The 13,507-nt window shown below is 65.0% G+C and carries 13 protein-coding genes; 5 read left to right on the top strand and 8 right to left on the bottom strand.

The features are described from left to right. The first annotated feature begins 9 nt into the window (after window positions 1–9). A complete protein-coding gene (locus EV679_RS08355) occupies window positions 10–195 on the top strand; it encodes a hypothetical protein (protein ID WP_068368187.1) in 186 nt (61 codons plus the stop codon). Window positions 196–219: 24 nt separating this feature from the next. Here EV679_RS08355 and EV679_RS08350 read toward each other — a convergent pair whose 3' ends face one another. Genes EV679_RS08350 through imuA form a run of 3 tightly spaced genes read right to left on the bottom strand, consistent with a single transcriptional unit; the run spans window position 220 to window position 5,592 of the window. Then, window positions 220–3,450, bottom strand: a complete 3,231-nt coding sequence (locus tag EV679_RS08350; RefSeq protein WP_165389999.1) for an error-prone DNA polymerase — start codon at window positions 3,448–3,450, stop codon at window positions 220–222. Further along, window positions 3,447–4,958, bottom strand: coding sequence for a Y-family DNA polymerase (locus tag EV679_RS08345; RefSeq protein WP_130486952.1), 1,512 nt, complete (start codon window positions 4,956–4,958; stop codon window positions 3,447–3,449). Before EV679_RS08345 ends, EV679_RS08350 begins: the two co-directional genes overlap by 4 nt. Next, window positions 4,891–5,592: a translesion DNA synthesis-associated protein ImuA gene (gene imuA / locus EV679_RS08340; RefSeq protein WP_165389998.1), complete on the bottom strand. Its 702-nt coding sequence runs from the start codon at window positions 5,590–5,592 to the stop codon at window positions 4,891–4,893. Before imuA ends, EV679_RS08345 begins: the two co-directional genes overlap by 68 nt. Window positions 5,593–5,844: 252 nt before the next feature. Between imuA and EV679_RS08335 the strand changes: the two genes are divergently transcribed. Together EV679_RS08335 and copD are read left to right on the top strand one after the other, a co-directional pair. Then, window positions 5,845–6,225, top strand: a complete 381-nt coding sequence (locus EV679_RS08335; RefSeq protein WP_068368196.1) for a copper resistance CopC family protein — start codon at window positions 5,845–5,847, stop codon at window positions 6,223–6,225. A 12-nt stretch (window positions 6,226–6,237) separates the two neighbouring features. After that, on the top strand, window positions 6,238–7,119 hold the full coding sequence (copD, locus tag EV679_RS08330) for a copper homeostasis membrane protein CopD (RefSeq protein WP_130486950.1): 882 nt from the start codon (window positions 6,238–6,240) through the stop codon (window positions 7,117–7,119). 163 nt (window positions 7,120–7,282) lie between these two features. On the opposite strand, the gene EV679_RS08325 is transcribed toward copD, so the two are convergent. After that, the gene (locus tag EV679_RS08325; RefSeq protein ID WP_130486949.1) at window positions 7,283–7,831 is read right to left on the bottom strand and encodes an NADPH-dependent FMN reductase; all 549 of its coding nucleotides are present in this window, start codon (window positions 7,829–7,831) and stop codon (window positions 7,283–7,285) included. Window positions 7,832–8,180: 349 nt separating this feature from the next. Here EV679_RS08325 and EV679_RS08320 point away from each other — a divergent pair, with 349 nt between their 5' ends. After that, window positions 8,181–8,576 carry a pyridoxamine 5'-phosphate oxidase family protein gene (locus tag EV679_RS08320; RefSeq protein WP_068368201.1) on the top strand — a complete coding sequence of 132 codons (396 nt, stop codon included), beginning with the start codon at window positions 8,181–8,183 and terminating at the stop codon, window positions 8,574–8,576. A 115-nt stretch (window positions 8,577–8,691) separates the two neighbouring features. On the opposite strand, the gene EV679_RS08315 is transcribed toward EV679_RS08320, so the two are convergent. Continuing rightward, on the bottom strand, window positions 8,692–8,952 hold the full coding sequence (locus tag EV679_RS08315) for a ParD-like family protein (protein WP_068368204.1): 261 nt from the start codon (window positions 8,950–8,952) through the stop codon (window positions 8,692–8,694). A 46-nt stretch (window positions 8,953–8,998) separates the two neighbouring features. Further along, window positions 8,999–9,937 carry a LysR substrate-binding domain-containing protein gene (locus EV679_RS08310; RefSeq protein ID WP_068368206.1) on the bottom strand — a complete coding sequence of 313 codons (939 nt, stop codon included), beginning with the start codon at window positions 9,935–9,937 and terminating at the stop codon, window positions 8,999–9,001. A 98-nt stretch (window positions 9,938–10,035) separates the two neighbouring features. On the opposite strand from EV679_RS08310, the gene EV679_RS08305 reads away from it, so the two are divergent. Next, window positions 10,036–11,118, top strand: a complete 1,083-nt coding sequence (locus EV679_RS08305; protein WP_130486948.1) for a tartrate dehydrogenase — start codon at window positions 10,036–10,038, stop codon at window positions 11,116–11,118. Between the two features lie 54 nt (window positions 11,119–11,172). Here EV679_RS08305 and EV679_RS08300 read toward each other — a convergent pair whose 3' ends face one another. Both EV679_RS08300 and EV679_RS08295 read right to left on the bottom strand, forming a co-directional pair. Further along, a complete protein-coding gene (locus EV679_RS08300; RefSeq protein ID WP_130486947.1) occupies window positions 11,173–12,225 on the bottom strand; it encodes a 2,3-butanediol dehydrogenase in 1,053 nt (350 codons plus the stop codon). Then, window positions 12,222–13,496: an MFS transporter gene (locus EV679_RS08295; RefSeq protein WP_068368217.1), complete on the bottom strand. Its 1,275-nt coding sequence runs from the start codon at window positions 13,494–13,496 to the stop codon at window positions 12,222–12,224. The genes EV679_RS08300 and EV679_RS08295 overlap by 4 nt, the downstream gene beginning before the upstream one ends. Between the last annotated feature and the right edge of the window lie 11 nt (window positions 13,497–13,507).

Raw genomic sequence — 13,507 nt, 5'->3', positions numbered from 1 at the left:
TTCCCATCCATGAATCTGAACCGACTCCCCCTGTTCCTCGCCCTGGGCACTGCCATGCTGGCCGCCTGTACGACCCAGGAAAAGCAACTCGTCAAAGAGCTGGAAGATCTGCCCGGCGTCACCTGCGATATCGCCGCGGACGGTTCGCAAACCAATTGCCGCCCGGACAGCCTCAAGGCGACCGAAGGCCCCTGAGCCGGCTACCGCAGGGCCAGGCCCTTACTGGAAGTCACGGCTACGGGTTTCCAGCCCGCCCAGCAAGGGGCTCAGGTCCTCCGCACGTCCCAGGACCAGATGGCAGACCCCTTCGTGCGACTGCCAGACGCCATGCACGGCCAATAATTGCGCGCCGAGCAGGATGGCCCGCTGGCGTTCCAGCCATTCCGGCCGCACGATGACATTGACGCTGCCGGTTTCATCTTCCAGCGTCACGAACATCACGCCCTTGGCCGTCCCTGGACGCTGCCGGCCCACCACGATGCCGCAAGCCCGCACCAGGCGGCCATGTTCCAACCCGCGCAACTGGGCAGCCGTCATCAGTCGCCTGGCCTGCAATTCGGCTCGCAACAGGCGCAGGGGATGCGGCCCCAGGCTCAGGCCCAGGTGGCGATAATCCGCCAGCACCTCCGCCCCCGCACTCATGGGCGCAAACAAGGGCAATTGCTCAGCCTGCCGTGGCACACCGGCCAGCAGGCCGGTTTCCACCCTGGCGCCACCGGCTTCCCAAAGCGCAGTGCGGCGGTTGCCGTGCCATGCCGCCAGAGCGCCGCATGCGGCCAGCGCCTGCAATTCCGCCCGCCCCAGCAGCGCCCGCTGCGCGACATCCTGGATATCCGTGAATGGCCGCTGCGCTCGCGCTGCCAGCAGCCGCTGCGCCGCCTCCTGTGATAGCCCCTTGACCCGCGACAGCCCCAGGCGCACGGCCGGACGCTCGCCGGCTGGCGTCAGCACCGTTTCCCAGGCGCTATCGCACACCGATACCGGCCATACCTGCACGCCATGCCGGCGCGCATCCTGCACCAGGATGGACGGGGAGTAGAACCCCATGGGCTGGCTGTTCAACAAGGCTGCCAGAAAAGCCTCGGGCTCATGGCACTTGAGCCAGGCGCTGGCATAGGCCAGCAACGCAAAGCTGGCGGCGTGGCTTTCCGGAAAACCATATTCGCCGAAGCCCTGCATCTGCCGGAAAATCTGCTCCGCGAATTCAGCGCTATAGCCACGCGCCGTCATGCCGGTCAGTATCTTTTCATGAAAACCGCCCAGGCCGCCACGCCGACGCCAGGCCGCCATGGAACGCCGCAGATTGTCGGCCTCGCCATCGGTGAAACCGGCCGCCAGCATGGCAATCTGCATCACCTGTTCCTGGAAGATAGGCACGCCCAGTGTGCGCAGCAAGGCCTGTTCGACCTCCGGGCCGGGGCTGCTGCTGTCCTCCAGCTTCTGGCGGCGCCGCAGATAAGGATGAACCATGCCGCCCTGGATCGGCCCGGGCCGGACAATCGCAACCTGTATCACCAGATCGTAGTAGGTCCTGGGCCGCAAGCGCGGCAGCATGCTCATCTGCGCCCGCGATTCGATCTGGAACACACCCACGGTATCGGCCGCGCAGATCATGTCATAGGTGGCCGCGTCTTCCGGCAGGATATCCTGCATGCTCCAGTGCCGGCCACGACGCCACCCCACCCACTCCAGCGCGCGGCGCAGGACGCTCAGCATCCCCAGCGCCAGGACATCCACCTTGAGCAGCCCCAGCGCGTCCAGATCGTCCTTGTCCCACTGCACCACGCTGCGGCCTTCCATGGCTGCATTTTCCACCGGCACCAGGCGCACCAGACGGTCGCGCGCAATCACGAAGCCGCCTGGGTGCTGCGAAAGATGCCGGGGAAACCCCAGCAGGGTTTCGACCAGCACGCGCCACTGGCGCGCGACCGGCGCATCCGCCTGCAAGCCGGCATCCTGCATGCGTTCAGCCAGGCGGGCGCGCCCGTCCCAATGGCGATAGACCGCGCACACCTGGTCGATGATGCCAGGGTCCACGCCCAGCGCCCGGCCAGTATCGCGCAGCGCGCTGCGCATGCGGTAGGTGATGACCACAGCCGCCAGCGCAGCGCGGTCCCGTCCATAGCGTTCGTAGATGTACTGGATGACTTCCTCGCGCCGCTGATGTTCGAAGTCCACGTCGATGTCTGGCGGTTCGCCGCGCTCCTTGCTGATGAAGCGGGCAAACAGCAAATTGCCGTTCACCGGATCAACTTCGGTGATGCCCAGGCAGAAGCACACGGCGCTGTTGGCGGCAGAACCGCGCCCCTGGCAAAGAATGCCCTGCCGGCGCGCATAGCGGACAATGTCATAGACCGTCAGGAAATAGGCCTCGTAACCCATCTCCACGATCAGGCCCAGCTCTTTTTCCACCAGGGCCAGCACTTTTTCCGGCACGCCGTCTGGAAAGCGCCGCCGGGCGCCTGCCATGGCCTCCTGCCGCAGATACGTGCCTGGCGTATGGCCGGGCGGGCAGATTTCCTCCGGGTAGGCGTAGCGCACTTCATCCATGCGGAAACGGCAACGTGCCGCCAGGCGCCCGGTTTCAGCCAGCCATTCCGGCCGATACAGGGCTGCCAGCTGCAGGCGGCTGCGCAGATGGCGCTCGGCATTGGACAGCCGCGCCAGGCCGCACGCCTCCACCGTCTGCCCGGTGCGGATCGCCAGCAAGGTATCGTGCAGCGGCTTGCGGGAGCGCACATGCATTTCCGCCTGGCCGATGGCCACCACGGGCAGGCCGGCTGCCGCCGCCGCAGCGGCAACACATTGCGCGTGCGCGGCATCCCGACCACGCCTGTGCAAGGCTATGCCGGCCCAGGCGCGCCCGGCAAATACCCGTGCCATCCAGGCGGCCTGCGCCTGCACTTCCGGCAACGGCGCCGCGTATTCAGGCAGCAGCAGGGTAAGGCACCCTGGCAGGCCCAGCAGGTGCCGCCATGGCAGCGGATGCGCGGCTGCGGCATCCGGCAACGCGCCCTCCGCCCCGGCATCCTGTGCGGCCGCTACAGCCAGCACTGCTGGTTCATCCGGGTCCAGGTCCGAATCATAGAGCCTGTAGCTGCCCTTGGCGCCACGCTGCCGCGTCAGGGTAATCAGTTCGCACAGGTTGCCATAGCCTGCCAGGGACTCAGCCAGGGCAACGAACGCCAGCCGGCGCGTGCCATCGGCCCGGCTCAGCACAAAGGACGCCCCCACCAGCAGCGGCAGGCCCTGCCGCCCGGCTTCGACATGTGCCTTCACGATACCCGCCACGGAGCACTCATCCGTCAGCGCCAGCCCGGCGTACCCCAGTTCCGCCGCCCGCGCCACCAGTTCCTCCGGGTGCGAGGCGCCGCGCAGGAAGCTGTAATTGCTCAGGCAGCACAATTCCGCGTAGGCAGGCAAGGCGGACAAGCCAGCGGCGTCGCTCATGCGTAGACGCCGTGCAGGAACCAGGCCATGTCCATGCCGGGCAGGCCCGCCTGCCGTTGCCGGTATACCCAGTAGCGCACGCCGCTGGCTTCATGCTCGGCAATGAAATAATCCCGAGCCACACCGCCATCCCACCAGCCGTCCTCGATACGTTCCGGCCCCGCCAGCAGGCGCAGCACGGCGCCGGCATGAACGGGCTGCTCGCCCGCCATAGGTAGCAATTGTGCGGTTTCCAGCAGCCAGAAAGGCCGCTGCGCACGGTCCGGCAACATTGCCGCCCCGGCCGCCAGCCCGCCATCCGCCCCTGAACCCGCTGGCGGCCCGCCCACCTGCCCCTGGCAGGGCAGCCAGCGGCAGGCCCGCTCCGGACGGTGATCCGCCACCGGGCTGGCCCGCAGGATATTTCCGGCCCCCAGACGGGCCGCCAGCACGTCCTGTAGCGCCGCCGCATCTCCTGCCGCGCCTGGCTCCGCCAGCAGATTGCCGGTCCCGCCCGGACGCGCCTGACAGGCCAGCACCTCCAGCGTCACCGCATTGACCGGCGCAGCCAGCTGGCTGCGTGCCAGGCGCTCGGCCAGCAGACGCAGCAGGTGTTCGGGCTCCCAGGCCGGCTGCGCCAGTTTCAGGTCGAAATGCGTGCGCGGGCCGGCCTGCTGGCGTCTTTCATGATGCAGGCTCCAGCGCAATTCCGTTACTGCCTGCTGGCGCACATCCAGCCAGGCCTGCAATTGCACCAGCAACCGCCGGGCCAGCCAGCACAAGGCATCATGCCGCTCCACCGCGAACAGGCTGAGGACCTGGCTGCGGAAATGTTCCGGCGGCCGGACCCACTCATGCCATTCCCCCTGCACGCCATAGGCCTGGTCCAGCTGCGCCAGCAAGGTATCGGCCTGACGCTGGCGCAGGCCATCGCGCGGCAGGCGGCGCACCGCCCCTAGCGTCCGGCAACCCAGGCTTTCCAGCCAGGACAGATGGGGGCCGGCGCCATCGAGCAAGGCCAGCGGCAAGCCATCCAGGCCCATGGCCAAGCGGGATGGCCGCAGGATACGGCGCCTGGCTGCCTGCCCGGCCCGCGCCAGCAGCCAGGCGCCGCTGGCACTGGGCGCAAGTGCCAGGCGCACGGCAACGCCCAATTGCCGCAGACTGTCACGCACCTGGGCGTACAGGCGCCGCAATCCGCCGAACAAGGCCAGGCTGGCCGAAATATCCAGCACCAGCGCATCGTCGCGCTTCCAGGCCAGCATGGGCGTGTACGGCAGCAAGGCCAGTTCCAGTTCCTCGCGCAACTGCTTTTCGCTGGCCAGGTCGCGATTCATGAAACAGGCCTCGGGGGCCAGCGCTCGCGCGCCCGCCTGGCGCATGCCCGGGCGCACGCCAGCCTGCCAGGCCTGCCCGCCACAGGCCCACACCTTGCCCTGATGCAGCACTATCAGCTGCGGATCAGGCGCGCTGTGGCGATAGGCATCCAGCCCGGGACGGACCAGATGCACGCCTAACCAGACCTGCATGGGATTCTTTCTCCAACAATGATGCCAATGGCATGCCCGCCTGGCCTGCCATTGGCAGCCTGACCGCCTGTGAGGCCCACCCGCCGCGCCGCTTGAGTATGCTGACCTGAAAGCTGCCGCCCTGCAGGGGCATCAAGGCCAGGCGCAAGGCAGCCGGCGACGGCTGGCAGGCCATGGACTGCGGCCGCAGCATGAAAAACAGCGAATGGCAGCCTTGCGCCGCCAGGTGCAGGCGATGCAGTTGGCGGTATTCGGCGGCCCCTTGCCACAACAGCAGCGCATCCAGCGCACTGCTGCGCAGGATCTGTTCCGCCGCCCACAGGGCATCGCCGTCCTGGCTGGCCTTGACCCACATCAGGCGCGCGATGTCTCCACCGCCCTGCTCCCAGGCGGCGGCCTGGGGTATATGCGGCGGGCGCACCAGCGCCACCGGCCGTTCTCCCGGCAGCAAGGCGGGCTGCAGCAATTGCCATTCCCCGCATCCCGTGTGCGGCAACAGGATTTCCACCAGGGCGCCACGCGGCCAGCCGCCTCCCGGCAACTGCGCCGAGAGTTCCGGCCAGCCGGTTGCCACGCAGGCTGGCTCGCGCGCCAACCCCTGTCCACCACGCCACACATCAGGATGCGGCAGCATGGCAGGCGGCAGGGGTTCTTGTCCGGCACCGGAAACAAGGGGGTGCACCGAAACGGAATCAGGGCACGGCGATGACATGATGGATGGCAGGAATATCTGAATGGCTGACGCTCTATTTTACTGTATAAATAAACAGTATTTTATCCTGCGTCAGTCGTTCCGTTCAGATCGGCATGCCAAGGCCGCAATCCATGTGCGAGACTGAGATGTATTACTATCGGGTTTTCCGCAATACAAAGATCCGCCCTCATCATGTCCAAATCCCGCAGCCGCCTGGCCGCAGCCATGCTGGCCACCAGCCTGCTGGCCGGTGTTCATGGCCTCGCCCAGGCCCACTCGCACGCCATCGAACAGACCCCCGCCCCCGGCAGTACCGTCAGCAATACGCCTGCCGCCGTTGCCATCGTCTTCGACGGCCGTGTCGAACTGCCTTTCAGCACCATCACCGTCACCGGCCCGGACGGCCAGTCCCTGGAAACCGGGAAGCTGTCCTATGCCTCCGATGACCGCAAAAGCCTGACTCTCCCCCTGCCCACGACACTGGCCCCCGGCCGCTATCAGGTCGAATGGAACGTCACGTCTGCCGATTCGCACAAGGTTTCGGGACAATACGACTTCACGCTGCAGCCCTGAGCGCGCCTCGTCGTGCTGGAACTGTTACCCATCCTGCTGCGCCAGCTGCATGTCGCAGGCCTGCTGCTGTGCTGCGGCACAGGTATCTATCTCGGCTTCCTGACAGCGCCCTCGCTGGCGCTTGAACTGTCACGCCCGGCGCGCCGCGTCTATGCGGCCTGTACGCTCCTGGCCTGTGCCGGGACCCTGCTCATGATTCCCCTGCAGGCCGGACGCATGGCCGGCAGCATGGCAGACATTCTGTCGCCAGATACCTGGCAAGCCGTCCTGCTGGCCACGCGCTACGGAGAGGCCTGGCAATGGCAGTTTTTCCTGCTGCCCGTCCTGTTGCTGGCCTGGCTGTATCGCAGGCAAGACCGGCAGCATCATCGCGCCATGGCCCTGGCCAGCGGCGCCATGCTGGCAGCACTGGCCGCCACCGGCCATGCCGCTGCCATGGACGGTGCCCTGGGCTGGCTGCATCGCGGCAACCAGACGCTGCATCTCTGGGCCATTGCCTACTGGGCCGGCGGCCTGCCATGGGTTCTGGTGCAGTTGCGCCGCCTGGCACATCATCCCGATGGCGCCATCATCCAGACCCTGGTGCGCTACTCCCGCCTGGGGCACTGGGCCGTGGCCATTGCCATCCTGAGCGGCCTGGGCAATCTCTTCCTCATCCTGGGGCCATGGCCCTGGAATTGGGCGACACTCTATATGCGTCTGATGGAAACCAAGTTCCTGGCCGTGGCTGCCATGGTGGCGCTGGCGCTGTTCAACCGCTATGTCCTCGTGCCGCGCATGCGCAACCAGCCGCAGGCCTTGCAGGCCATGGCGAAGAATACGCGTTTTGAAGTCATTTTTGCCGCCGGCATCGTCATCCTGATCGGCGTGATCGGCACCCTGTCCCCGACCTGAAGGCAATCTCCAGCTGCCTCCCGCTGCCGGCGACGGCTACTGCATCATCCCCAACAGCCCGTGAAGCACTCCGGCCCAAGGGCCGGAGCTTCTCCGCCACCATACGGGAACGCCTGCGGCACCACAGGGATGATGCTTCGATGGCCTGCCGCAGCATTCGGTTTTACTGGTTCTTCCTGACCCAGGCTGCGAAGTGGTTGACCCAGTTCTGCAGGAAATCCTTGCTGCCAGCACCAATGCCGCCATCCGCATCGAAGAAGCCTTCCTTCGCGTGCAGGAAGGCCTCAGGCTGCTGCAAGGTAGGCATATCCAGGAATACCAGCACATTGCGCAGGTGCTGCTGCGCCAGAGCGGTGCCAATGGCACCGATGGAAATGCCAATCACGCCAGCAGGCTTGCCGCCCCAGGCATTCTTGCCATAAGGACGCGACCCCTGGTCCAGCGCATTCTTCAGCACGCCCGGAATGGAACGGTTGTATTCCGGCGTGACGAACAGAACGCCCTGGGCCGACTGTATCTTTTCCTTGAATTTCAGGACCACTTCCGGCGTATTGGCGTCGTCATCCTGGTTGTAGAGCGGCAGATTGCCGATTTCCACCTGTTCGAAAACCAGGTCCGGCGGTGCCAGGCGCGCCAGCGCGTTGGCCAGTTGCCGGTTGAACGAATCCTTGCGCAGACTACCCACGACAACAGCAATGCGGAATTGACTCATGATGCCCATCCTGTAGTGAGGAAACGTGGTGAGGAACTGAGTTTTCATTCCAGCACGAAGCCTCATGACACACAAGGGGGATGGCAGATCCATATCAAACCCCTGGCATTTTTGTCTTGGGGCCGCCCCAAGACAAAAATGCCCTCCGAGGGTACAGCAAGCCGAAGGCGCAGCGTGGAAGCGCTTGCGCCATCCCCGAGCCGCCCCGCCGCGCATGCCATACCCGGGACAGCAGAAAATATACAATCTATATATAATTCAATAACAAATTATATATTCTCTATCGGCAGCACCACCTGAGCTGCCCGCGTCCCCGTTTTCCCCTACGTTTCAAACAGGAGTCCCATCCATGCAAGTCCTCAATGACGCCATGAAAGCCATGCTGGCCAAACAGCTTCCGATCCAGTCCACCGTCAGCAAGGATGGCCTGCCGGATATCGGCCCCAAGCGTTCACTGCGTGCCTATGACGACCAGACCTTGATCTACAACGAAAATACCGGCGGCCAGACGCTGCGCAATATCCTCGACGGCTCGAAAATGGCCATTGCCGTCATCGACCGCGAAGCCCTGGACGGCTACCGCTTCGTTGGCACGCCGGAAGTCTTCAGCGAAGGCCAGCCTTTCGACGACGCCGTGGCATTCGCCAGCCAGAACGGCATGAAGACGCCCAAATTCGCCGTCCTGGTCCATCTCGACGCCATCTACACGCTGCGCTCCGGCCCGGACGCCGGCAAGGCGCTGTAAAACAACGCGGCCACAATGACAAATGGCTATCGGCTGCCCCTCAACCGATAGCCATCCTGGCAACACGCCCAGGCAATCCGCCTGCCTGGCGCCTGTTGTCTGAACCCGCTGCCGCTCAGGCGACCTGGCGCTTATCAGGCTCCCGTCCGGCCTGTTGTTCATCCAGCGCTGCCACCATCTCGTGCAGGTCGCCGGACACCCGCTCGGCCTCCAGCAGCAGGCGCGACAGTTCCGCATAATTCAAATGCGGATACAGCTCCGCCAGCATCCCCACCCGCATCCAGTATTCGGCCTGCTGATTGATGGAGCGGCTGAATGCGCTGCTGGCGGTACGCAGCTGCTCATGCAGGGAATCGGAAATCTTGACCAGGCCCATGCCCGCCTCCGGAAATTAAATCATTCGATAACAGATCATAGATGATTTAACCAGCGGGCCTGTCTTCTGGCCTGTTCATGGCCTGTACGTCCCGGCCCCGCAAATACGCTTGCAGGAACTCCACGCAAACCCGCAGGCGTGCTGACGTTTCCAGCCGCGACGGATACACCGCCCACACAGCGGCCTGCTGGCGATACTCCGGCAACACCTGAACCAGCTGCCCCGCCTGCAGCAAAGGCCCTGCGTCCCAAGCCGACCGCAACGCGATGCCACAGCCATCCAGCGCCCACTGCATCACGATCTCGCCATTGTTGGACGATAGCGGCCCGCGCACCTTGATCGACTGCGTCTCGCGCCCGTTATCCAGGCGCCACACCCCGAACGGATGATCTCGCTCCTTGATCACCAGGCAATCATGCGCCGCCAGATCCGCCAGCGTCCGCGGCACGCCCCGGCGTGCCAGATACGCCGGCGCAGCACACAGCACCCGATGATTGTCTGCCAGGTGCCGTGCGATCAGATGCGGTGCAATCTCGTCGCCCACGCGGATATCCAGGTCGAACCCTTCCGAGGCAATATCCACCAGCCGGTCGAACACCTCGAAGCGCACCTGCAAGGCCGGATAGCGCGCCAGCAAGGCGGACAGGGCCGGCGCGACCACCCGCCGGCCGAAACCGAAACTGCTGCAGATGCGCAATGAACCTCGCGGCGTCTGCCGCGTCACGCCGATTTCCTCGACCAGATGGTCCATATCATTGAGGATGCGCAGCGCCCAGTGGTAGACCCGCTCGCCCTCACCCGTCACCACAATACGCCGGGTCGTGCGATGGAACAGGCGTGTGCCCAACCGCGCTTCCAGCACCTGCACCCGCTTGGTCACATAGGAACGCGACACGCCCAGCTCTTGCGCTGCGCTGGTGAAGCTCGCCTTGCGCACAATGGCGCAAAACACCCGCAAATCTTCGGGGCTGGGATCATTGTTCATGATTCATGCACAAGGTTTTCTCTTTCGGTGGGATTATCCGAAGCCAAAGCGCTTGTAGCATACCTGGCATCCCTCGCAAAACAGGAAGGAGACACCCCATGGAACCCACTCATAAAATCGCCGTGCTGGCTGGCGACGGCATTGGCAAGGAAGTCATGCCCGAAGGCCTGCGCGTCCTGGAAGCTGCCGCCCGCCGCCATGGCCTGACCCTGCAGTTCGATCATTTCGAATGGGCCAGCTGCGACTACTACGAACGCACCGGCGCCATGATGCCCGACGACTGGAAAAGCCAGCTGCAGGGCCATGACGCGATTTACTTCGGCGCCGTCGGCTGGCCTGAAAGCGTGCCCGATCACATTTCCCTCTGGGGCTCGCTGCTGAAGTTCCGGCGTGAATTCGACCAGTACATCAACCTGCGGCCGGTACGCCTGTTCGAAGGCGTGCCGTGCCCGCTGGCAGGCCGCCAGGCCGGAGACATCGACTTCTTCGTCGTGCGCGAAAACACGGAAGGCGAATACACCAATCTGGGCGGCCGCCTGTTCGAAGGGACAGACCGCGAACTGGTTATCCAGGAGTCGGTCTTCACCCGCAAGGGCACCGACCGCGTCCTGCGCTACGCCTTCGAGCTGGCACGTTCGCGCGCCCGGCGCAGCCTGACCGTTGCCACCAAAAGCAATGGTATCGCCATCAGCATGCCTTGGTGGGACAGCCGCGCCGAAGCCATCGGCACGGAATATCCGGATATCGCCGTGGACAAGCAACACATCGACATCCTTTGCGCCCGCTTCGTCCTGCAGCCGCAGCGCTTCGATGTCGTGGTGGCATCAAACCTGTTCGGCGACATCCTCTCCGACCTGGGTCCGGCCTGCACCGGCACGATCGGCCTGGCGCCGTCCGCCAACCTGAATCCGGAGCGTGCTTTTCCCTCGCTGTTCGAACCGGTGCACGGATCTGCCCCGGACATCTACGGCCTGGGCATTGCCAACCCCATTGCCATGATCTGGTCGGGAGCGCTCATGCTGCAATTCCTGGGCCACCAGGCAGCACATGACGACATCCTGGCCGCCATCGAAGACTGCCTGCGTGACGGCCCCCGCACGCGTGACCTGGGCGGCCGGGCCAATACCGCCGAAGTCGGCCAGGCTATTGCCGCACGGGTGCTTGACCGAACGCCCCGCTAGCCGCCACACCACGCGCCGTGCGGCCCGGAAAGCACCAGGCCGCACGACACAGCTTCAACCACAAGGCCGCACCAGAATCTTGATCTCGTCGCGGCTTTGCAACTGCGCTTCAAAGCCATCTGTCACGGCATCTTCCAATGCCACAATACGAGTCACGACCTGAGAAAGATCCAGGCGGCCTTCTGCAATCCAGGCCAATAGGTCCGGATAGACCCCGCGATAGCCAACGCTGCTGGTAATGCTCAACTCCCGGTTGACCAGATCAAAACTGTCCAGCCTCACCTGGGGCACCAGCCCCACCAGCACCATTTCTCCGCCCTTGCACAGCACCTGCAACGCACCGTCGAAGGTCGCCTGGCTGCCTGCCGCCTCGAAACTGACCGGTGCCCCGGCGCCATCGGTGTGCGCCAGCACCACAGCGCGCACATCGTCATGGCGGGCATCCAGGGTCAGGTCGGCGCCCAACTGCCTTGCCAACGCCAGGCGAGCGGGCACGACATCGACGGCAATAATTTGCCCGGCCCCCTGCAGGCGCGCCATCATCACCAGCAACTGGCCGATGGCACCCAGCCCGAAGATCACGCAGGTATCCCCAGGCCGCAGACGGCTGCGCCTGACGGCATGCAGCGCCACGGCAGCGGGTTCCGCCACTGCGGCCTGCTCGAACGGTACCTCGTTCGGCAACTCATGCGCCATATAGGCTGGCACGACCGCCTGCTGGGCCATGCCGCCATCGCCCATCAATCCTGCAAACCCCATGGACACGCACAGGTTGTAGTCGCCCGCCAGGCAATGCGTGCAATGCCCGCAACGGTACTCCGGCTCTATCGTCACCCGTGCGCCGGGGCGCAGCGTGGTCACGTCGGCCGCGGTTTCCAATACCGTGCCGCAGAACTCGTGGCCGATAATGAGCGGCGCCTGGCGACCGGACAAGGGATGAGGCTGCACCACCGGAATGGAATGCGGGCCGTCGGCGTACTCGTGCAGGTCGCTGCCGCAAATACCGCAATAGGCGACTTCGATGCGCACTTCCCCGCGCTGCAATGGCCGCAGCGCCGTTTCCTGCAGGCGCAGGTCACGCGCCCCATGCCAGAACCATGCCTTCATGCCTGCCTCCCTTGGGTCATGTTTCCCGAAACCTGGCGCGCCAGCACCGCCGGTGCCGTTTCACGCAGGCCCAGCGCCAGCAACCCCGCGATCAGCGCGCCTGCCATCGAAATCCACATCACCACCGGCAGGCCGTACAGGTCGGCCGCCCGGCCAGCCGCCACCGGGGCCAGGAACCCGCCTATCAGTTCCCCTATGCCCATGATCAGGCCCAGCGCCGTCGCCATGGCCCCGCGCGGCACTGTCTCTGCCGGAATCGTGGCCATGAACAGCGTGAAGCAACCCAGGCCGGTATAGGTCAGCAACAGCAGCGCGCCCAGCGCCACTGCCGTCGGCGCATACAGGAATGCCAGCGGGCAGCAGGCGGCCACCAGCGAGAAGATGAACAGCGTCGGACGCCGGCCGATACGGTCGGAGATACCCGGCACGGCGAACCCCCAGATCACCCAGGCCAGGCCCAGGCAGCTCATCAATGCACTCATGGTGCCGGGGCTGAACTGCCGCACGTTCACCAGGAAAGTGGGCGCGAAGGAAATGATGTTGATGAACCAGGTCAGGAAAAAGCAGCTGATCAGGATGCAGAGAATGACATTGCGTTCACGCAGCACTCCCCATTGCGGCCCTGCCGGCAGCGCCGCTCGGTCTTGCGCCGCATCTGTCGTGGCGCCCGCCTCGTCTGGCCGGGCCGGGGCCGGCTCCTGCACATAGCGCCAGATGAGCCAGGCCACGATCAGGCCGGGAATGCAGGTCAGGTAGAACGCCGTGCGCCAGCCGAAGTTTTCCGCCAGCGCCACCATGACCGGCGGAGCGATCACCGCGCCCATCAGGCCGGCGGATGAGCCTTGCAGCAAGCCCATATTCAGGCCGCGCCGATGGGGCGAGGACGCCTGCGCCATCATGGTCTGCGACAGGGGCAGCACCGGGCCTTCGGTCAGCCCCATGCAGGCGCGGAACAACAGCAGGCTGACAAAGCCCGTCACCAGGCCGGACAGCGCGGAAAAAACAGAGAACAGCACGACCGATACGATCAGGATGGTCTTGCGCCGACCGCGCCTGTCCGTATAGGCCCCCATGAACGCCCCCGACACCGCCCAGGCCAGTGCCAGCACCGACGACAACATGCCCAGCTCGGTATTGCTCAGGCCCAGTTCGGCCGACACAAAGGGAAAAAGATAGGACAGGGCCAGCCTGTCGAAGAAAACGAAGCCGAAGGCCAGGAACAGCACCGCCAACAACCTGTTTTCGTAGGATGCCTCTTTGAATAGTCTCATGTCTCGCTCCA

The organism is Kerstersia gyiorum (genome assembly GCF_004216755.1).
Lineage (GTDB): Bacteria > Pseudomonadota > Gammaproteobacteria > Burkholderiales > Burkholderiaceae_B > Kerstersia > Kerstersia gyiorum.
This window is presented reverse-complemented; position numbering and strand designations above follow the sequence as displayed.